19 protein-coding genes are annotated in these 19067 nt (G+C 63.7%); 6 read left to right on the plus strand and 13 right to left on the minus strand.

What is annotated here, in order from left to right:
• Entirely contained in the window at window positions 1–387 is a 387-nt protein-coding gene (locus HNQ08_RS03880; protein ID WP_184127798.1) for a winged helix-turn-helix transcriptional regulator, read from the minus strand.
• Between the two features lie 88 nt (window positions 388–475).
• Between HNQ08_RS03880 and HNQ08_RS03885 the strand changes: the two genes are divergently transcribed.
• From HNQ08_RS03885 to HNQ08_RS03895, 3 genes are all read left to right on the plus strand, one after another.
• Window positions 476–1096, plus strand: a complete 621-nt coding sequence (locus HNQ08_RS03885) for a nitroreductase family protein (RefSeq protein WP_184127799.1) — start codon at window positions 476–478, stop codon at window positions 1094–1096.
• Between the two features lie 199 nt (window positions 1097–1295).
• Window positions 1296–2534, plus strand: coding sequence for a TCR/Tet family MFS transporter (locus HNQ08_RS03890; protein ID WP_184127800.1), 1239 nt, complete (start codon window positions 1296–1298; stop codon window positions 2532–2534).
• A gap of 243 nt (window positions 2535–2777) precedes the next feature.
• Window positions 2778–3290, plus strand: coding sequence for a hypothetical protein (locus tag HNQ08_RS03895; RefSeq protein WP_184127801.1), 513 nt, complete (start codon window positions 2778–2780; stop codon window positions 3288–3290).
• Between the two features lie 155 nt (window positions 3291–3445).
• Here the strand turns inward: HNQ08_RS03895 and HNQ08_RS03900 are convergent, their stop codons facing one another.
• A complete protein-coding gene (locus tag HNQ08_RS03900; RefSeq protein ID WP_184127802.1) occupies window positions 3446–4336 on the minus strand; it encodes a hypothetical protein in 891 nt (296 codons plus the stop codon).
• Window positions 4337–4593: 257 nt separating this feature from the next.
• Here HNQ08_RS03900 and clpB point away from each other — a divergent pair, with 257 nt between their 5' ends.
• Window positions 4594–7152 (plus strand): ATP-dependent chaperone ClpB, encoded by a 2559-nt coding sequence (gene clpB / locus HNQ08_RS03905; RefSeq protein ID WP_184127803.1) that lies wholly within the window; start codon window positions 4594–4596, stop codon window positions 7150–7152.
• Between the two features lie 135 nt (window positions 7153–7287).
• On the opposite strand, the gene HNQ08_RS03910 is transcribed toward clpB, so the two are convergent.
• The 8 genes from HNQ08_RS03910 to HNQ08_RS03945 form a co-directional block, all read right to left on the minus strand.
• Window positions 7288–7701, minus strand: a complete 414-nt coding sequence (locus HNQ08_RS03910; RefSeq protein ID WP_184127804.1) for a VOC family protein — start codon at window positions 7699–7701, stop codon at window positions 7288–7290.
• 272 nt (window positions 7702–7973) lie between these two features.
• Entirely contained in the window at window positions 7974–8501 is a 528-nt protein-coding gene (locus HNQ08_RS03915; RefSeq protein WP_184127805.1) for an SRPBCC domain-containing protein, read from the minus strand.
• A complete protein-coding gene (locus tag HNQ08_RS03920; protein WP_184127806.1) occupies window positions 8498–8860 on the minus strand; it encodes an ArsR/SmtB family transcription factor in 363 nt (120 codons plus the stop codon). Before HNQ08_RS03920 ends, HNQ08_RS03915 begins: the two co-directional genes overlap by 4 nt.
• Window positions 8861–9033: 173 nt before the next feature.
• Window positions 9034–10386: a DNA repair protein RadA gene (gene radA / locus HNQ08_RS03925; protein ID WP_184127807.1), complete on the minus strand. Its 1353-nt coding sequence runs from the start codon at window positions 10384–10386 to the stop codon at window positions 9034–9036.
• Entirely contained in the window at window positions 10379–10711 is a 333-nt protein-coding gene (locus tag HNQ08_RS03930; RefSeq protein ID WP_184127808.1) for a DUF2087 domain-containing protein, read from the minus strand. The genes radA and HNQ08_RS03930 overlap by 8 nt, the downstream gene beginning before the upstream one ends.
• Before the next feature lie 77 nt (window positions 10712–10788).
• Entirely contained in the window at window positions 10789–10947 is a 159-nt protein-coding gene (locus tag HNQ08_RS03935; RefSeq protein ID WP_184127809.1) for a hypothetical protein, read from the minus strand.
• Between the two features lie 234 nt (window positions 10948–11181).
• Window positions 11182–12132, minus strand: a complete 951-nt coding sequence (locus HNQ08_RS03940; protein ID WP_184127810.1) for an electron transfer flavoprotein subunit alpha/FixB family protein — start codon at window positions 12130–12132, stop codon at window positions 11182–11184.
• Window positions 12129–12890 (minus strand): electron transfer flavoprotein subunit beta/FixA family protein, encoded by a 762-nt coding sequence (locus HNQ08_RS03945; RefSeq protein WP_184127811.1) that lies wholly within the window; start codon window positions 12888–12890, stop codon window positions 12129–12131. The genes HNQ08_RS03940 and HNQ08_RS03945 overlap by 4 nt, the downstream gene beginning before the upstream one ends.
• Window positions 12891–13162: 272 nt before the next feature.
• Here HNQ08_RS03945 and HNQ08_RS03950 point away from each other — a divergent pair, with 272 nt between their 5' ends.
• Window positions 13163–13822, plus strand: a complete 660-nt coding sequence (locus HNQ08_RS03950) for a hypothetical protein (RefSeq protein ID WP_184127812.1) — start codon at window positions 13163–13165, stop codon at window positions 13820–13822.
• A gap of 38 nt (window positions 13823–13860) precedes the next feature.
• On the opposite strand, the gene HNQ08_RS03955 is transcribed toward HNQ08_RS03950, so the two are convergent.
• Window positions 13861–14259, minus strand: coding sequence for a carboxymuconolactone decarboxylase family protein (locus HNQ08_RS03955; protein WP_184127813.1), 399 nt, complete (start codon window positions 14257–14259; stop codon window positions 13861–13863).
• Between the two features lie 217 nt (window positions 14260–14476).
• Here HNQ08_RS03955 and HNQ08_RS03960 point away from each other — a divergent pair, with 217 nt between their 5' ends.
• On the plus strand, window positions 14477–16714 hold the full coding sequence (locus tag HNQ08_RS03960) for an ATP-dependent Clp protease ATP-binding subunit (protein WP_184127814.1): 2238 nt from the start codon (window positions 14477–14479) through the stop codon (window positions 16712–16714).
• 154 nt (window positions 16715–16868) lie between these two features.
• Here HNQ08_RS03960 and HNQ08_RS03965 read toward each other — a convergent pair whose 3' ends face one another.
• Both HNQ08_RS03965 and HNQ08_RS03970 read right to left on the minus strand, forming a co-directional pair.
• The gene (locus tag HNQ08_RS03965; RefSeq protein WP_184127815.1) at window positions 16869–17078 is read right to left on the minus strand and encodes a hypothetical protein; all 210 of its coding nucleotides are present in this window, start codon (window positions 17076–17078) and stop codon (window positions 16869–16871) included.
• The gene (locus HNQ08_RS03970) at window positions 17075–19030 is read right to left on the minus strand and encodes an alpha-amylase family protein (RefSeq protein WP_229789768.1); all 1956 of its coding nucleotides are present in this window, start codon (window positions 19028–19030) and stop codon (window positions 17075–17077) included. Before HNQ08_RS03970 ends, HNQ08_RS03965 begins: the two co-directional genes overlap by 4 nt.
• Between the last annotated feature and the right edge of the window lie 37 nt (window positions 19031–19067).

The raw sequence follows: 19067 nt of genomic DNA on the forward strand, positions 1-19067 counted from the left end.
TCAGCAGCCCGACACGCCTGTCACATCATCCTGGTGCTCGAGCAGATGGGCGCGTCCCCAGGTGTCGATCGCGTTGATCACGCTCTGAAGTTCCAGGCCCACTGGGGTCAGGGTGTAAACACTGCGCGCCAGCTTGCCGTGCGTATCCTCGGTGCGCTTGCTGATGATGTTCAGCGTTTCCAGGTGTTCCAGTCGCTGGGTCAGCGTGGCGCTGTTGCAGCCGCCCACTGCGCGGGCCAGCTCATTAAAGCCCTTCTCGCCGTCTAGAAGAGAGCGGACGATATGCAGCACCCACTTCTCCTGCAGGACGCCGATGGCCCGGTACACCGGACAGAAGCCCTTCTCTGCAACGGCAGAGGGGCCGGGAGAGGAGAGTTTCGTGTTCATGGAGGGATTCTACACCTAAATGCAAAACCAATTAAGAAGCAGATTACATCACTTGACTTTTTAAACTGGTTGCCGTAATCTCCTACCCATGACTGCTACCCTGACCCAGCCCCTGACCGTTGCCGAAGCCATCGAAACCCGCCGCAGCATTCGCAAATTCGTGCAGGAGCCCATGAATCAGGGCGATCTGCGCGAAATCCTGCGTCTGGCCAGCCTGGCCCCCAGCGCCTGGAACGCCCAGACCTGGCGCTTCGCCGTGGTGCAGACCCCTGAGATCAAGGAGCAATTGCAGGCCGCCGCCTACGGCCAGGCTCAGATCGGCAATGCACCCGCCGTGATCGTGGTCTACAGCGACATGGAAGACACGCTGAACACTGTGGAAGAAACGGCTCACCCCGGGATGGGAGAGCAGGGCCGCGCCGGACAGCGCAAAACCTTCGAGGGCGCTTTTGGGGGCCAGGATGTCGCTCAGCGCGGTCAGTGGGGGCTGAGTCAGGCCAACATCGCCTTCGGTTTCCTGATGCTGGCGGCGCGCGGCCTGGGCTACGACACCGTGCCCATGTTGGGCTTCCAGCCCGATAAAGTGCGCGAACTACTGGGTCTGCCCGAACACGTCCAGTTCGCTGGCCTGCTGCCCATCGGTAAGCGCGCGGAGGATGGCTTTCCTCACCACCGCCACAACGTCGAGCGCATCACCACCTTCTACTGAGGTCCGCTTGATCTTCAGAACCGCCCTCCGAAGTGGGGGCGGTTCTGTTCTGATCCGGTGTTCTGAATGGCGCTCGGCATATTTGCCTATTGACGTAATTCGCTACCAAGATTACATTTCCGTTGAATCGTGCCTGCGCTGCGCCGGCTGGCTTTGCCAGCTACATTTCTCCGTCCTCTCGCCGCTAAAGTAGGTTGCCATGTCCAGACGCCCCGCCGCCCTGATCTTTATTCTCATCACCGCGTTAATCGACATCATGGGCATCGGACTAATCATTCCCGTCCTGCCGGGGCTGGTAAAGGAACTGGCCGGGTCCGAGGCGGCAGGGGCACGCGATATCGGTCTGCTGACCGCGGCCTACGCGATCATGCAGTTTGTCTTCGCCCCCATTCTGGGCACGCTGAGTGACCGCTACGGGCGGCGTCCGGTCTTGCTGCTGAGTCTGCTGGGCGTGACTCTCGATTACCTGCTGCTGTACTTTGCGCCCAGCCTGTGGTGGCTGCTGATCGGTCGCCTGATTGCCGGGATTACCGGGGCTAGTCTGACCGTCGCCAACGCGTACATCGCCGACGTGACGCCGCCCGCCGACCGGGCCAAGAATTTCGGGCTACTGGGAGCCACCTTCGGCGTAGGGTTCATCCTGGGTCCGGCGCTGGGCGGCGTGCTGGGAGAGTACGGGTTGCGCGTGCCGTTCCTGGTGGCGGCGGCTCTCAGCGGCTTGAATTTGCTGTACGGCTATTTCGTGTTGCCCGAATCGCTGCCGGCCTCTGCCCGTGGCAAGCAGCTGAACCGCAAGGACCTGAACCCCTTCACGCCCCTCAAGGCGCTGGGCGAATACGCCCTGCTGCGGAGCCTCGCCCTGACCTTCGTGCTGCTGGGGCTGGCCGGGCAGGTCATCTTCAGCACCTGGGTGCTGTACACCGAGGGTGTACTGAGCTGGAGTCCGTTGCAAAACGGCGTAGCGCTGGCCTTCTTCGGCCTGCTGACGGCGGCGGTGCAGGGCGGACTGATCGGGATTTCCATCAAGCGCCTGGGGGAGCGGCGCACCATCTTGCTAGGTCTGATCATGTCGACCGCTGAATTCCTGATTCTCAGTGTGGCGCGCAGTTCGCCGGTGCTGTACGCCTCACTGGTGGTGGGGGCAGGCGGCGGGCTGGCACAACCTGCTATTCAGGGCCTGATCAGCCGTCAGGTCAGCGAGACCGAGCAGGGCCGTGTCCAGGGCGCGATCACCAGCCTGAACAGTCTGGTGGGGGTGGTGGGGCCAATCGTCGCGACTGCCGTCTTCGCGTACTTCAACGGCGGCGGCGCGCCCATCCGGGTGCCGGGCGCAGCGTTTATCATGGGCGCGGCTCTGTCCCTGGCGGGCCTGATCATGATCTGGACGGTGCTTCGCCGCACCCCGGCGGAACCGGTTCTGGGCGGCGTGGGCGACTGAAGCCTGATCCTCGATTCCCAGTTGTGCATGTGATGCTTCCTTAATGTCTGCCGCAGGAAGACGACCGCTAGAGCGCCCCTGAATGATTGCTTCAGGGGCGCTCTTCTATCCTTGCTAAATTCCTGGCGGCTCCGTCACGCCCTGTCAGGGGGGGAGGCTGAGGGGGGATTCGGAGAAGCCCTTTTCCGCACTACAATCTCTACAGTCCGGTCCCAAGCCCCATTTTCAGGAGTCGCTATCCCTGTGTCCAGTTCTGCCAGCGAAACCCAATCCTCAGTCGTCGCCTATCAGGTGGGCGTTTTCGCCCTGGTGCGGCAACGCGAGACCTACCTGATCGTCCGCCCCCGCATTCCCCTGTTGCCCGGTGGACTGCACGGCCTGCCAGGCCTGGTCCTCAATTCGTCTAGCGGGGCCAATGTCGTGGAATCCCAGCTGCGGCGCACGCTGCTGGCCCAGGTTGGGATCTCGGTGGCCGAATTGCGTCTGGTGGGTTCTCACGCGGGGCGGGGCGTTCAGAACGGCGCGGCAGATGCCCGCCTCAACCTGATCTTCGGCAGCGAGTACTGCTCAGGCATCCTCAATCCCCAGCCGGAGGAGTTGCTGGGGGCCGATTGGATGGACGAAGCGCAACTGTTCCACGCGGGCGTGCCGGAATACCTGCTGGCTGCCGTCCGTGAACTGGAGACCACCGTGGCCCCGGCCAGCCCGTCTGAACCTGTCAGCCGCTTCCCCCGGCTGTTTGGCAGGCAGAAGTAATCCAGGCAGGTCAAGGGGGACAGAAGAAAGGTCGGTCGTCAGCTGTGGCTTAAAAAGCCTGACTTCCCTTTCGCTCTGTCCCCCGCCTGAAGCTCTGACACAGCCTCGTTTTGAGTGGCCTCCCGGCATCTGTTGCCAGGAGGCCATGGCCAGCCTCAGCGCTCGACCGTGAAGTCCAGGGTCAGGGCTTTGCCCGCGGTCCCACCTGCGAACATCTTCTCGAAGGGGGTCGCCGTCAGCCGGTGCGTGCCGGGCGCAAAACGGCTGGCGTCGCAGGTCAGGTAATCGCCTTTCTTGCCGCTCTTGTCCTTGGAATCCCCGCACAGGGAAAAGGGGGCCTCGTTTTCCAGGTAGTCCTTGTTCCCTTTCTGGACAAAGCGCACGCTACGCACGCCACTGCCGACATTGGCCCGTACGTTCAGCCGTGGAGGCAGCGCGGACAGGCGCAGGCGCGCGCCGGGACGAATGGGGTCAAAGCCAGACACTGGCTGGTTGGTGTCGGCATTAATCAGGGTAAAGCTGGTCACACTCAGGGCAGGGGCGGGCTGCGCGGCAGCGCTGCGGACCACCGTGTAGGTCAGCGAGGCCGCCAGCCCTGCTGTGCCGGCCCCATTGGCGGCAGCGTAAGGCGTTGCCAGCAGGCTATGGGCGCCAGGCGCGAAGACGGCGGCCGGGCAGGGTTCAAAGTTGCCTCCATTGTCGTTGCACAGCGAGTATGGGGCGCCGCCTTGCAGGCGGTAGTTGCCGTTGCCGTCCAGACCGAACCAGACGCTCTTGACCGCGTTGGACACGTTAGCGCGCATGTTCATCCGGGCGGGCAGGCGCGCCAGGTCCAGGGTCGCGCCAGGCTGAATCGGATCGAAGCCGGGCACCGGCTTGTTGGTGTCGGCGTCAATCAGCGTCAGGCCAGTCACAGTGGCTGGGGCAGTGGGATTGACGGTGATGCTCTGCCCCTTAATCGTCTGCGCGGTGGCCACAGGCAGGGTGAAAGCGGTGAGGGTCAGGGTGCCCAGCAGGGCAGCGGACAGGGATCGGATCTGGAACATAAAACTCCTGGGAAACGGCGAGATGCCTGGAATAGAGGGAGAGGGGGCCAATCTGTCTTGTTGGGTGTATCCGGCCAGCATGACGGCTGGCTGACCGAGGGGCACATCTAACGTTCAGCAGGCCTGATCTGCCGTCCACAGAACGTGCAACAACATCCAAAATAAATCCTCAATAAACTTGACATGACTACACTCAAGTTTTAGACTAGCGACACATTGAACGAGTCTTTTTTTCCCTGTCCCCAGGAGGTTTCTACTTGAATCCCGAACGCTTTACCGAGGCGAGTGCGACAGCCATCAATGCTGCTCAGCAACTCGCACAGCAGAGTGGGCATCAGACCCTGACGGTGCCGCATGTGCTGCGAACCTTGACCGACAACGACACCGCCGCCCGCGCCATCACTGCTGCAGGGGGCGACATCAGCACACTTCGCAAAGCGCTGGATGCCGAGCTGGGCAAGCTGCCGCGTGTGCAGGGTGGGGGCGAGCAGCTGTATCTGGATCCAGCGCTCAACCGCGCGTTTACCAGGGCCGACACCATCGCTGAGCAGTTCGGTGACGCCTTCGTGGCCGCCGACGCGCTGTTGCTGGCCCTGCGCAGCGAATCAAAATTGAAAGAGTTGCCCAAGGAAGCTGAACTCAACCGTGCCATCACTGAGGCGCGTAAAGGAAAAACCGTGACCAACAAATCCAGCGAAAGCCAGTTCGATGCCCTGAACAAGTACGGCACCGATCTGACGCAGCGTGCCCGAGACGGTAAATTTGACCCTGTCATTGGCCGCGACGAGGAGATTCGGCGCGCGATGCAAATTCTGCTGAGGCGCACCAAGAACAACCCGGTACTGATCGGCGAACCCGGTGTGGGCAAGACGGCGATTGCCGAGGGGCTTGCCATCCGTATCGTCAGCGGCGACGTGCCCGAGGGCCTCAAGGACAAACGCATCGTCAGCCTGGAAATGGGCAGCCTGCTGGCCGGGGCCAAATATCGGGGTGAGTTCGAGGAGCGCCTCAAGGGCGTCATTGACGAGGTAATCGCCTCGGCGGGCGAGATCATCCTGTTCGTGGACGAACTGCACACCATTGTCGGTGCGGGCAAGACCGAGGGAAGCCCGGACGCCGGGAACATGCTCAAGCCGGCGCTGGCCCGCGGCGAACTGCATCTGATCGGCGCAACCACGCTGGACGAGTACCGTGAGATCGAGAAGGATTCGGCCCTGGAACGCCGTTTCCAGCCGGTGATGGTGGACGAGCCCACCGTGGAGGACACCATCTCCATCCTGCGCGGCATCAAGGAGCGTTATCAGGTTCACCACAACGTCGAAATCACTGACCCGGCGCTGGTGGCCGCCGCAACCCTGAGCGAGCGCTACATCACGGACCGGCAGTTGCCAGACAAGGCCATCGACCTGATCGACGAATCGGCGGCCCGCCTGCGAATGGCGCTTGAAAGCAGCCCGGAGCGCATCGATCAACTGTCACGCCGCAAGCTGCAACTGGAAATCGAGCGCGAGGCCCTCAAGCGCGAGAAGGATCAGGATTCGCAGAACCGCCTGCTAGACATTGAGGACAGCCTCAAGGCCATCACCGACGAGTTGACCGAGGTGCGTGGCCGCTGGGAGGCCGAGCGTCATGAGGTGGCGGCCCTGCGCGAGAAACGTGAGGCGCTAGACGCAGTGCGAACCGACATCGAACGGGCCAAGCGCGACTACGATCTGCAACGCGCCGCCGAGCTGGAGTACGGCAAATTGCCACAGCTTGAGAAAGATGTGCAAGATCTGGAAAAGAAGCTCAAGGGCGCAGAATTTGCTCACATGGAAGTGACCGAGGAGGACATCGCCGCCGTGGTCAGCCGCTGGACGGGCATTCCGGTCTCCAAGCTGATGGAGGGCGAGCGCGAGAAGCTGCTTCACCTTGAAGAGCAGCTGCACCAGCGCGTGATTGGCCAGGACCGCGCGATCACCAGTGTGGCCGATACCATCCGCCGGGCGCGGGCGGGGCTGAACGATCCCAACCGTCCGCTGGGCAGCTTCATGTTCCTGGGGCCGACCGGCGTGGGCAAGACCGAGCTGGCCAAAGCCCTGGCCGAATACCTGTTCGACAGCTCGGACGCGATGGTCCGCCTCGACATGTCCGAGTACATGGAAAAGCACACGGTGGCCCGCCTGATCGGAGCGCCCCCCGGCTACGTCGGCTACGAGGAAGGCGGTCAGCTGACGGAAGCGGTCCGCCGTCGCCCCTACAGCGTGTTGCTGCTCGACGAGATCGAGAAGGCCCATCCGGACGTCTTTAACGTGCTGTTGCAGGTGCTCGACGATGGTCGCCTGACCGATGGACAGGGCCGCACGGTGGACTTCCGCAACACGCTGATCATCCTGACCAGCAACGTGGGCAGCCCGCTGATCCTGGAAATGCAGGCGCGCGGCGACGACGCCTCCGAGATCCGCGAGGCCGTGCTGGGCGAGTTGCAGGCCCAGTTCCGCCCGGAGTTCCTGAACCGGGTGGATGACATCATTGTGTTCGACGCATTGACCGCGGCCGATCTGCACCGCATCGTGGACATTCAGCTGGGCGGTCTGCGCAAGCGCTTGGCCGAACGCCGCGTGACCCTGCACATGGATGACGCCGCCAAGGACAAGCTCGCCGAGATCGGTTATGACCCGGCCTTCGGTGCCCGGCCCCTCAAGCGTGCCATCGCCCGCGAGATCGAGACGCCGCTGGCCCGTGAAATCCTGCAAGGCCATGTGCCCGACAACAGCGTGCTGAACGTGGAGTACCGGGACGGCCACTTTCAGTTCGATACGGGCGTGCTGAACTAAACAATCTGCCCTCCTGGCTGAGCTGAAACTCGTGAAGCCCTCCCCCATTTCGGGGGGGGGCTTTTCTGGGCTTGCGGGCGCTTCGCCAACGGTGCCGAAGGCTACCGGGCTCACCGCGATGCGGATCGTGAAGCGTCAGCCCCGCGCGTCGATCTGCTGGATGGCCCAGCTGTTGCCGTCCGGGTCCTTGAAGAACACGAAACCGGAAAAGTTCAGTGCATCGTCGTCCGTGGCGGGGCGCGGGCCTTGCGCGCCCACCAGCTGAATGGAACTGACGGTCAGGCCACGTTCAACCAGTTGCGCGTGGGCGGCCCGCAGATCGCCAACCACCAGTTGCAACCCCTGAAGCGAGCCGGGTGCCATCCCGGACAGTCCCGTTCCAATCACAATGGAACAGCCCGATCCCGGCGGCGTCAGTTGCACGATGCGTCGGTTCTCGCCCATCCGGGTGTCGTGATCGACCTTGAAGCCCAGCCCGGTTTCGTAAAAGGTGCGGGCGCGGTCAAGATCGCTGACAGGGACCACGACGACTTCCAATGTCCAGTTCATTCATCTCCTCGGTTAACCTTCCATCAGTGCAGCCCTCAGAGGCAGTGCTTCCAGGCCTGAAAGGTCTTACTCACGCCTTGATCCGACAGCGCTCCGAGCACCCTGGCGGGACCTCAAAATAGTGTCAACCCTGCCGCCGGGCTGGAGGGCATCGGAGAGCTGACCGGGGCGTTGAACGCGGCAACTCGTGATTTCAGTCCGGCCCGGTCCAGGCAGGATGGTTCTTCTTACCCTCCAGCGGTAGAAATTCGGTGACTGTCAGCCTCCGCCCCTCAGCTCTCCTGGCGTGCGGTCAGGTGTTCGGCGAGGCGATCCCACGTTTCCGTAATGCCCTGTAGCATGCCCATGTCCATGACGGTCTTCAGCGCATCCTCGGTGCCATAGATGGAGCGGCTGATCACGTTCGTGCTTCCGTTGACTTCTTCAAAGGTCAGGATGGCCTGGGTAGTGGGCATGTCGTTGTTGATGCCGCCTTCGGCGTCGGAGAAATAGTCGGTGTAGACCAGCCGTTCGGGGGCCGTGATCTCGTCGTAGATGCCCAGCCCCCATGACTCCATGTCGTAAAAGTCGCCCTGCGCGGGGTCCATGCACTTCATGCAGTAGTGCCACCTGCCGCCGGGGCGCAGATCCACCGTGCAGTGCGTGACCTCCCAGCCACGCGGCCCCCACCACTGGCGGAGATGTTCGGCCTGAGTAAATGCCTCAAACACCAGCTGGCGTGGAGCCCTGAAGGTACGTTTCAGAACGAGTTCCTTGCCGTTTTCTACTTGTGAGGTCATCGCGGGCACTGTGCTGGTCATGGGGTTTCTCCTTTCCTGGGTGCGGTTTCGTCTGGCGTGGTGGCGTCCGGCTGCTGAATCTTGTGCAGGTAGTCTTCCAGATTGTCGAAGCGTTCCTCCCAAAGTTCTCGGTAACGGCCTAACCAGTCGTCCAGTTCTTGGAACGCCTCTGGGCGTAGCGAGCAGATGCGGCGGTTGGCGCTGGCCTGAACCTCAATCACCCCGGCGTCGCTCAGCACCCGCAGGTGTTTGGAGGTCTGCGGCTGCCGGAGGTCCAGGCGGGCGGCAATCTCTCCCACAGTCAGAGGTTGCTGGCGCAGCAGCTCCACCATCTGAAAGCGCTGTGGATCGGCAAGAGCTTGTAAAGTTTCGATGTTCAAAAGCTTGACTCATCACCTCCTGTCGTTCTTGCTTGGGATTATTATTCCATATGTGGAATATTCTTGTCAAGGCATACAGATTGCATGAAGTGGAGGGCAGTCTGTGGGTGAAGTCCTGTCACACTCACCCTCCCTGCCCTTCGCTCCTCCGTTAAGGTGTTACTGCCTGTTTTTCACACCTTAGCCGCCTGCCACACCACGCCTACCGCTTCCTCAACGCTCTTAACTCCGGCGTGTCCGTCCAGACCAGGGGGTACGATCAGCCGTTTGTACCCGGCGCGGCCCGCTTCCTCGGCACGGCGCTGTGAGGCCACGGTGCTACGAACCTCGCCGGCCAGGCCCACTTCACCGAACACCGCCACACTGGTTGGCAGGGAGCGGCCGACCACGGCGCTGTACACGGCCAGGGCCACCGCCAGATCCAGGCCCGGATCGGGAACTTTCAGCCCGCCCGCCAGGTTCACGTACACGTCCAGACCGCCCAGAGTCAGATCCAGGCGGCGCTCCAGCACGGCCAGGACCACGTCCACGCGACGTGGATCGAGACCCACCACCACGCGGCGGGCGTTGGGGTAGGGCGTCTTGCTCGCCAGCGCCTGCACTTCCAGCAGCATGGGGCGCTGGCCGTCCACGGTGGCGGCCACCACGCTCCCCGGCACCCCCACCGGACGCTCGGCCAAAAAGGCGGCGCTGGGGTTCTCCACGGCCATCAACCCCTCGCCGCGCATCTCGAAGACCCCCAGTTCTCCCGCCTGTCCGAAGCGGTTCTTGACGCTGCGGAGCAGGCGAAACGCTCCCACGGTTTCCAGAAACACGGTGGTATCCACGATGTGTTCCATCACTTTCGGCCCGGCCACGGTGCCGTCCTTGGTGACGTGCCCCACCAGCACGGTGGCAGTGCCGGTTTCCTTGGCGGCGCGCGTGAGCATGGACGTGCCGTCCCGCACCTGAGCCACGCCGCCGGGGGCACCCTCACCCTCCACGGTTACGGTCTGAATGCTGTCCACGATGCACAGTGCGGGCCGGTGCTCGTTCATCAGGGCGGCGATGTGTTCGGCGCGGGTATCGCGGGTGAGCTGGATGTCGGCCACGACGCCCAGCCGGTCTGCGCGCAGCCGGATCTGCTCCAGCGATTCCTCGCCTGCCACGTACAGGACGGTGCCGCCCGCCCGCGCCACGCTGTCGGCCACCTGAAGCAGGAGCGTGCTTTTGCCGATACCCGGTTCACCGCCGATCAGAGTGACGCCCCCGGCCACCAGCCCGCCGCCCAGCACGCGGTCCAGCTCCACGATGCCCGAGGAGGTGCGCGGTTCCTCCCGCCGACCAACGGTGGACAGCGCCGTGAGTTTGCCGCCCGTGATCCCGCCGTAACCGCCTGCCCCGCCACCACGCGCCTTGCCGCCCGTGACGCTGGGCATTTCCTCCTCAAAGGAGTTCCAGGCCTGACAGTTCGGGCAACGCCCCAGCGGTTTGGCGGACTGGTAGCCGCAGCTGTTGCAGACGTATTTGGTGGTAACCCTAGCCATTCGTACTGACGCTGATCTCCACCTCATCCGATGATCTGGAGTCAGTGGCACTCACGCCGGGCCGCCCGTCCGCGCGCCAGTACGCACCGTCGGCGGTGGTCAGGTACTCGCCCTCCAGCAGTTCAGTCAGCAGAACGGATGGATCTTCCAGGGTGCTGTGATCGGCCAGCACGCCCTCCACCTGGCCCTGGTTGTAGGACACGCCCGGCTCGAACAGGCCCGTCAGGTAATCCAGGATCGCCATCTGGTGGGCGCGGCGACGTTTGCTGGGCCAGGCGGTGATGCGCCCGTGTTCGTCCTGAAAGTCGGTGATGCTTTTGGTCATGGCTCCATGCTACGCGCTGGGGGCGCGGGGCAGCGGGCCGGGAGGCACAAAGCGGGACGGCTGGCCTGCAGGTGGGCCTACAGCACAGCCAGCTTCATGCAGTCCACGTAGACACTACCCAGCATCAGCATCAGCGCGAAGACGATCAACACCGCTATCGTGATGCGCTGCGTGACCCTGCGCTGCAGACCGAAGCCCAGGGAAGCGATGATGACGGCGCAGGCCGCCCCGACCATCAGGTGTTCATGGCCCCCGGCCAGCACCGAGGTTTTGAGGCAGACGACGAGATCCAGAAAGCAGCGTCCTTTGAGGGCCGCGTTGCTCGCCTTCGCCTCAATGTGTGGCCTACCGTCTCGCAGGATTCTTTCAGTGCAAGACGATGAGGGTGGCGGTCTTATGGATTAAACGGAAATGGCCGCCCCGTTCCGAAGAGGGGCAGCCATTGGGGTGACGTACTGGGTGTTGCTGGCTTACTTCTTGCTGGCTGCGATCAGCGCCGGGACGATCTGGCTGACGTCACCCACGATGCCGTAGTCGGCCACCTTGAAGATCGGGGCCTCGGCGTCCTTGTTGATGGCGATGATGTTCTTGCTCTTGCCCATGCCCGACAGGTGCTGCACTGCGCCGCTGACACCCAGCGCGATATACGCCTTGGGCTGCACGGTCTTGCCAGTCTGGCCCACCTGCTCGGCATAGGGCCGCCAGCCGGCGTCGACGACGGCCCGCGTCGCCCCCACGCCTGCGCCAATGTTGTCGGCCAGGCCTTCCACGAACTGCGCGAAGTTTTCCGGGCTGCCCACGCCGCGCCCACCGGTCACAATCACCTCGGCCTCGGACAGGGCAACGCGGCTGGACTTCTCGACGCTCTTGCCCGTGATTTCCGTGCGTGGAGTCGGCAGATTGAGTTCGATGTCGTACTGCTCGCCCGCCTCGCCTGCTGGAGCGGCTGGGGCAAAGCTGCCCGGCTTGACCGTGGCCACGATCACGGGGCCACTGGCCTCCACTGTCTCGGTTACGCGGGCCAGGAAGGTGTAACGCTGCGCTCGCAGGGCGTCGCCCTCGGCGCTCAGCTTGATCACGTCTTCCAGGTACGGCGCGTCCAGCTTGACCGCCACTCTCGGCGCGTACTCGCGGCCCGAGCGGCTGCCGCCGATCAGGACGGTGCTGGCCTCGCCTTCACGGGCAATCTGGGCCACGGCGGCGGCCCACACTTCGGGGTTGTACTGCGCCAGCGCACCCAGGTCGCCCACCAGCACCTGATCGGCCACGGCGGCGGCCTCAGTGGCGACGTCGGTCACGCCCTGACCCAGGACGAGGAGGGTAATGGGACCCTCGCGCCCAGACTCACGGGCAGCGGTAACCATTTCCAACGTGGACTTGCCGAGTTTGCCCCCGGCATATTCTGCGACGACTAAAATCATGCCAGCACCTTCGCTTCGTTGCGCAGGAGATCGAGAAGTTGTTCGGCGGCGGCCTGCGGATCCTTGCCGTCGATCATCTTGTTGAGTCGGGCGCGGGTCTGGATCTCGGCTCCCACGTATTTCACGGCTGGCTGCACGCCAAAACCGCCCAGATCGTCCTTGCGGAGCTCCTTCTTCTTGGCCTTCATGATGTTGGGCAGGGTGGGGTAGCGCGGCTCGTTCAGCCCCTGCTGCGCGGTGATCACAGCAGGCAAAGCCACCTTGAAGCCCTCGTTGCCGTCATCCACGTCGTGGCGTCCCGTCAGGGTCTCACCGTCGGCGTTCAGCTCATTGGTCCAGGTCAGTTGCGGCCAGCCCAGTCGTTCGGCGCTGGCGGCCCCCAGGGCCTGAGAATCCCAGTCGGCCTCCTGGCCGCCCAGCAGGATCAGGTCCGTGCCCTCACTCTGGGCGACCTGCGCCACAATCTTGCTCAGGGACACGGCGTCGAAGCGCTCATCAGTCTCGATGTGGATGGCGCGGTCCACACCCATGGCCAGGGCCGTCCGCAGGGCGTCTTCCACCTTCTTTGGGCCAACGGCCAGTGCCACGATCTCTTCCACGTTCGCGTTCCCCTCACGCAGGCGTAGGGCCTCCTCCACGCCGTATTCATCCATGCCGTCGATCACCAGCGTGGTGCCTTCCAGATCCACGCGGTCACCGCTGACTTTCACACGCGCCTCGGCGTCGGGAACCTGTCTTACAAGGGTCAATATTTTCATGCAACCTCCAGAGGGGGCCGGTCCATTGGAGCGTCATGAACCCGCCGGTAAAATTAAACTCAGTCTAAGTTTAGCAGCATCTCCTGAGTTAAGAGAATACGGCGCACACGGTCTCTCATTTTGAAGCGGCAGAGTTCCAACCGGATGGGTAAAGGGTACAAACTCCATTGAGGCGTTCCTATGCGGGAGACACCCCCACCGCTCCCGCTCTCTAAATCCGTCGTCAACCAGAGCATGAGGCATTCTCATGTTGAGGGCCGACGCTGGTTGTCATGAAGAAGCTGATTTCCCTGACCATTCTCGCTGCTGCCGCGACGGCTGGCGCACAGACCTTTAACAACGTCCAGCTTGGCCTGACCGGCGGCTACGCGGGCGGCCTGAGCGGTGAAGTGTTTGTCCATGCCCCCAACGTGGTCGGCCCGGTGGGCGTCAAGGTAGGCGTGGCCTACACTCGTCCCAGCGACGCGATTAACGACGCCAGCCCGGAATTGCCTGGCATTTCCGGTCCTAATCAGACCTTCGGAGCGGCCAAGCAGGCGGGGCGCGCCAGTGAATCGGGCAGTCAGACGGTGGTGTCCGTCGATGGCACCTACGGTCTGGGCGAAGTGGCTCCTGGCCTCGACACCATGGTCTACGGGGGTGCCCGTTACGGCATGTTCAAATCTACCGAAGACTATGGCAGCAGTGGCAGCACCACCTATTCTAGCAACGCCTTCGGTGTAGGCGCTGGGGCCATGGCCAGCTACGCTCTGACAGGCAACCTGAGTCTGGTGGGTGACTTGGGCGCGGATTACTTCTTCAAGAGCGCCATCACCACCAGTAAGGGCGACACCATCTCCACCAACGACGGCAGCTACTCAGCCTTCGATAGCCGAGTGATCCGTCCTGGCACGAACTTCAAGGCCCGCATCGGCGTCAAGTACATCTTCTAAGCTGAAGGGGATAATGGGGTGGACAGGCTGCGGCCCGTTCACCCTTTTTTGGTCTCCTGAGCGTCCATATAGCTCTTCAACACTTCAAAACCGGCCACGGCACGTGGGAACCCCAGATAAGGCACGCACATTATCAGTGCTCCCCGCACCTCCTCTTCCGTAGCCCCGGCATTCAGCGCGCCGCGCAGGTGGGTTCGCAACTCGGGCGGGCTCCCCAATGAGACCAGCAGTGCACAGGCAATCAGCTCCTGCGTCTTCAGATCCAGCGGCGAGGAATCGTACACGGTGTCGTAAGCGAAGTCCTGAATCTGGGCGGCCAGATCGGGGTCCAGCCCCCTGAGCCGCTGCATGATCCGGTCATGCTGGGAGCCGAAAATGACTCTCCTGGCGCGGCCTTCGGGTTGCTGGGAGTGGGAAGGGTGCTCGTTGTCGCTCATGCTGTCCAGCGTAGCGGGCGCCGGGGCGAAAGAAGGGCGTCAGGTGGGAAGGATTACAGTAAAGGGGGAGAAGAACGTAAGTTTAGGCGCGTCTGACGCTGTGGGGATGCTCTAGACTCGGAACTGTCCGTCCACCCGATCTTTTCTCTCGCCGCTCCCGCTTTCTGCGTTCTGAACGAGCCACGCGCACCGCGATTTCGCCCCCTGGGGGTCTTCCATGAACCGATATGACGACCGCGCCCGACTCGTGTTTCACTATGCCCGCGAGGAAGGCAACCGCCTGGGCCACGCGATGGTCGGCCCCGAACATCTGCTGCTGGGCCTGATGCGCGAGGGCGGCACCGCCGCCACCATCCTGACCGAATTCGGGGCCAGCCTGGACGGCCTGCGCCGCCGGGTCGAAGAAATCATCGGGCGCGGCGAGGGCAACCGCCTGAATGACGCCCCCAGCATCACGCCCCGTGCCCGCCGGGTGATGGAACTCGCCAGTAGCGAGGCCCGCAGCCTGGGCGCACAGGTCACCAGCACCGAACACATCTTGCTGGGCATTATCCGCGAGGGCGACGGCGTGGCTTTCCGCATCCTGCAGGAACTGACTAAGGACGTGGATACCATCCGCTGGCGCATCCTGGCGCAGGGCGAGAGCAGCGGCGGCAAGGCAGCCAAGCCGGTCGCGACGCCGTTTCTGGACGAGTATGGCCGCGACCTGACCAAGTGGGCGCGCGAGGGCAAGCTCGATCCGGTGATCGGGCGCAGCGAGGAAATCCGCCGCGTCACACAGATCCTGACCCGACGCACCAAAAACAATCCGGTTCTGATCGGCGATCCTGGCGTTGGCAAGACCGCCATCGTGGAGGGGCTGGCCCTCGCCATTCATGAGAAGCGCACGCCGCCCAACCTGCACGGCATCCGCCTGATCAGCCTGGATCTGTCCGGCGTGGTGGCGGGCACTAAGTACCGCGGCGAGTTCGAGGAACGCCTGCGCCAGATCATTGAGGAACTGCGCAACGCCAAAGTAATGGCCTTTATCGACGAGCTGCATACGCTGGTGGGTGCAGGTGGCGCAGAAGGCACGCTGGACGCGGCCAACATCCTCAAGCCTGCCCTGTCACGTGGCGAGATTCAGGTCATCGGCGCGACGACCACGGGCGAGTATCACCGTTACATCGAGAAGGACGCTGCCCTGGAACGCCGCTTCCAGCCAGTGATCGTGTTGGAGCCCAGCCCCGCCGAGACCCTGCAGATTCTGCGTGGCCTGCGGCCCAAGTACGAGGAACACCACGGCGTGCAGATTCCTGACGCCGCGCTGGAACTCGCTGTCCGCATCGGTGAACGGTCTCTGCCGGGGCGCAATTTCCCCGACAAGGCGATTGACCTGATTGACGAGGCGGCCAGCCGGGTGCGCCTCAACATGAGCATCGAGTTACCAGTGGCCGAGACTGAGGACGGCGAACCTTACGTGACCCGCGAGGACATCGAGAGCGTGATCAACTCGATGGGCGGCATTTACAGTGAGGAGTCTGCCGAGCAACTGGGCGATCTGGAAGCCAGTCTGGAAGATCAGGTCTACGGTCAGCCGGACGCCATCAAGGCACTGAGTTCCGCGCTGCGCCGCGCCCGTGTGGGCCTGGGCGGGCGTACCCGCGTGGCGGCCAGCTTCCTGTTCGTCGGTCCCAGCGGCGTGGGCAAAACGCACCTGGCGCGGGCATTGTCGCGCAGCCTCTTCAACTCCGAGCGCTCGCTGATCCGTGTGGACATGTCCGAGTTTCAGGAGAGCCACAGTATCAGCAAGCTGATCGGCTCGCCTCCCGGTTACGTGGGCTACGAGCAGGGTGGGCGCCTGACCGAGGCCGTGCGCCGCCAGCCCTTCAGCGTGATCCTGCTCGATGAGATCGAAAAGGCGCACCCGGACGTGTACAACACCTTCCTGCAGGTGCTCGACGATGGCCGCCTGACCGACGGTCTGGGCCGCGCGGTGGATTTCCGGCGCACCATCATCATCATGACCAGCAACACCGGCTTCAACGTCGGCCCCACCGTGGGCTTTAGCCCAGTCACCCCGGACAATAACGCGCCGCTGCGCCACATCTTTACCCCGGAGTTTCTGGACCGGCTGGACGACGTGATCCGTTTCAAGCCGCTCGGCGAGGAAGAACTGGTGCGCGTGGCGCAGCAGTTGATGGGCGAGATGCGCGAGGAACTGGCCAGCCGCGAGCTGAACGTGACCTTCGATCCGGCCATCGCCTCCTGGCTGGTGGGCAAACTCAAGGCGCGCAGTCCCAAGCATGCGGTGGGTAGCTCACGGCAGTTGCGAACGCTCGTCCGCGAGGAGATCGAGGACCCACTGTCCCTGGAACTGATCAGCCGCGACGGCGACGAGGTCCGCGTGGTCCTGACCGATGCTGGCGTGCAGTTCGAGCGCGGCACGACGGCACCGCCGCAGATTCTGGCGTAACACAGGCTTTTGCATTCGGCCCTCTCCCCAACGGAGAGGGCTTTTCTTATCGTGTGTGGTGGAAATAGGTGGCAGATCGGAGGGCGCGAACTGATTCAAAGAGAACCCCCGCCAACGACTTCATCAGCCACTGGCGGGAGAGGGCAGGCCAGCTTCAGCGTCCCTTCTCTGCCCCCGCTTTGCGAATGGCGTCCAGCAGTTTGCCCACCGACTGTGCAACGTTGCCAGCCTCGCGGCGCACGTCAGGGTCGCGCGAAAAGCGGGTGAGACGTTCAGCGGCGTCGCGCACGGCGCGGAGCAGGGCCTCAGTGGGAACCCTGGTGCGGCCCGGCACCCTGCCTGATGGTGTTTTCGGATCGGTCATGTGTTCACCTCCGCCGCAGTCAACCACAGGGCGCGGTAGGGGTCCAGCGTCAGGGTCGGGCGGGTCAGGTGAAAGGCGCTGCCGCTCAGCGCGTCGCGGGCGTCCTCGCCCAGATGGCCGCGCAGGCTGTAGGCGGGCAGCACCACACGTTCCTCGCTGAAGTTGTAAAGCTCCAGCAGCGTGCCCAGCGGGTGATCCCGGCGCAGCATCAGCACACGGGGGTCAGGGCTGGCGATCACATGTGATTCGATGGAGGCGTGCAGATGGGGCAACCCCTTGCGCACGGCGATTCTGTGGCGGAGGCCCGCATTGACCCGTCCAGCTGGGGTGTCGGGATGCGCCTGAACATCCTCTGCCAGCGCCCAGTCCATGCGTGGACGGTGGACCCAGCGGTTGTCGGCGGCGTGTTCGGGCGTATCGGCGTAGCTGTAGTCGTTGGTCAGCGCCAGCTCATCGCCCATGTACAGCAGCGGTATCCCGCCGAAGCCGAGGATCACCGTGTGAAGCAGGAGCAGCCGCTCCACCGCCAGACTGATCAGGGTTTCGTCGCCGCTCTCCAGCGCCGTTTCCAGCCCGGCCAGACTAGCCGCCGAGCCGCTAATGCGCCGGTCTCCGGTTACCGGATTGAACTGGAAGACCAGTCCACGCGCAAAAGCCCCCATAAACTCGCCACTGTAGAAATCGCTCAGGAAGTGGCGGTGGGCCGGGCCGCCTATGCCCACCCGCGCGGCGTCGGCGTCGCTGATGGCCCAACCGATGTCGTCGTGGCAGCGGACGTATAGGCCCCAGGTGGTGTTGGTGGGCTTGGGAGGAAAGGCGCGCAGGGCTTGTTCCATCAGGCGGGTGTCGCGGCTGGCGAGGGTGCTCCACAACTGCACCATCAGACTGTTGTGATAGGCCATATCGCTGACCCTGCCGTGGTGCGTGCCTGTGCCCAGGTAATGGATCAGGTCGCCCGGCGCCACGATGGCCTCGGCCTTGAAGGCCACCGCTGGGGCCACGATGCGCGCCGCCGCCCGCAGGGCGCGGGTCAGGTGATGCACCTCCGGCTGATTTTGGCTGCTGGTGCCCAGCCGTTTCCAGATAAAGGCGATGGCGTCCAGCCGGAAGACCTCCACCCCCCGGTTCGCCAGATTCAGGATGATGTCCACGAACTCGGTCAGCACGTCGGGGTTGCCCCAGTTCAGGTCCCACTGGTAGGTGTTGAAAGTGGTCCAGACCCAGCCGCCGCTCCCGCCCTCACCCGCGTGTTCGTCCCAGGTGAAGTTGCCAGGGGCGAAGTCGGGGAAGACCTCGGGCAGGGTGGCCTCGTAAGCGTCCGGCAGGCCGCGATCCGAAAAGAAATGGAAGTAGTCGCGGTACTGGTCCTCGCCCGCCCGCGCCCGCTCGGCCCACTCGTGTTCGCGGGCTACATGATTCAGGACCAGATCGAGGACCAGGCTGATGCCCCGGCCCCGCAGGTCGCGCGCCAGTCCCGAGAGGTCGTCCATGCTGCCCAGATCGGGGCGCACCGAACGGTAGTCGGCCACCGCGTAGCCGCCGTCGTTCTCGCCCTCACGTGGGCGCAGCAGCGGCATCAGGTGCAGGTAGGTGACACCAAGCCCTTCCAGATAGTCCACATGGTCCTGCACGCCGCACAGCGTTCCGGCGAAGCGGTCCGTGTAGGCCACGTAGCCCACCATGCGGGACGACTGCAGCCAGTCGGGGGAGAGCAACCGGGCCTCATCCAGCCGTTTCAGATCGGCTGGGCGGGTGTGGTAAGCCTGCAACATGATCTCCAGCAGGCGTTCCAGCAGGCCGTCGGCCCGCTCCAGGTACACCTCGCGCAGGCTGTCCAGCAACTCGGGGCCGTAGCGCTCCAGCCGCAGGAAGAAGGTCTCGGCGTCCCGGTCATCGTCGAAGGCCAGCCGTAGTCGCTCGGCCAGTTTGGGGGTCAGCAGGATGTCAGGCATGGTTGTCCATCAGCATACGGCGTACATGGAAGTGTTT

It is taken from the genome of Deinococcus humi, from assembly GCF_014201875.1.
Classification (GTDB): domain Bacteria; phylum Deinococcota; class Deinococci; order Deinococcales; family Deinococcaceae; genus Deinococcus; species Deinococcus humi.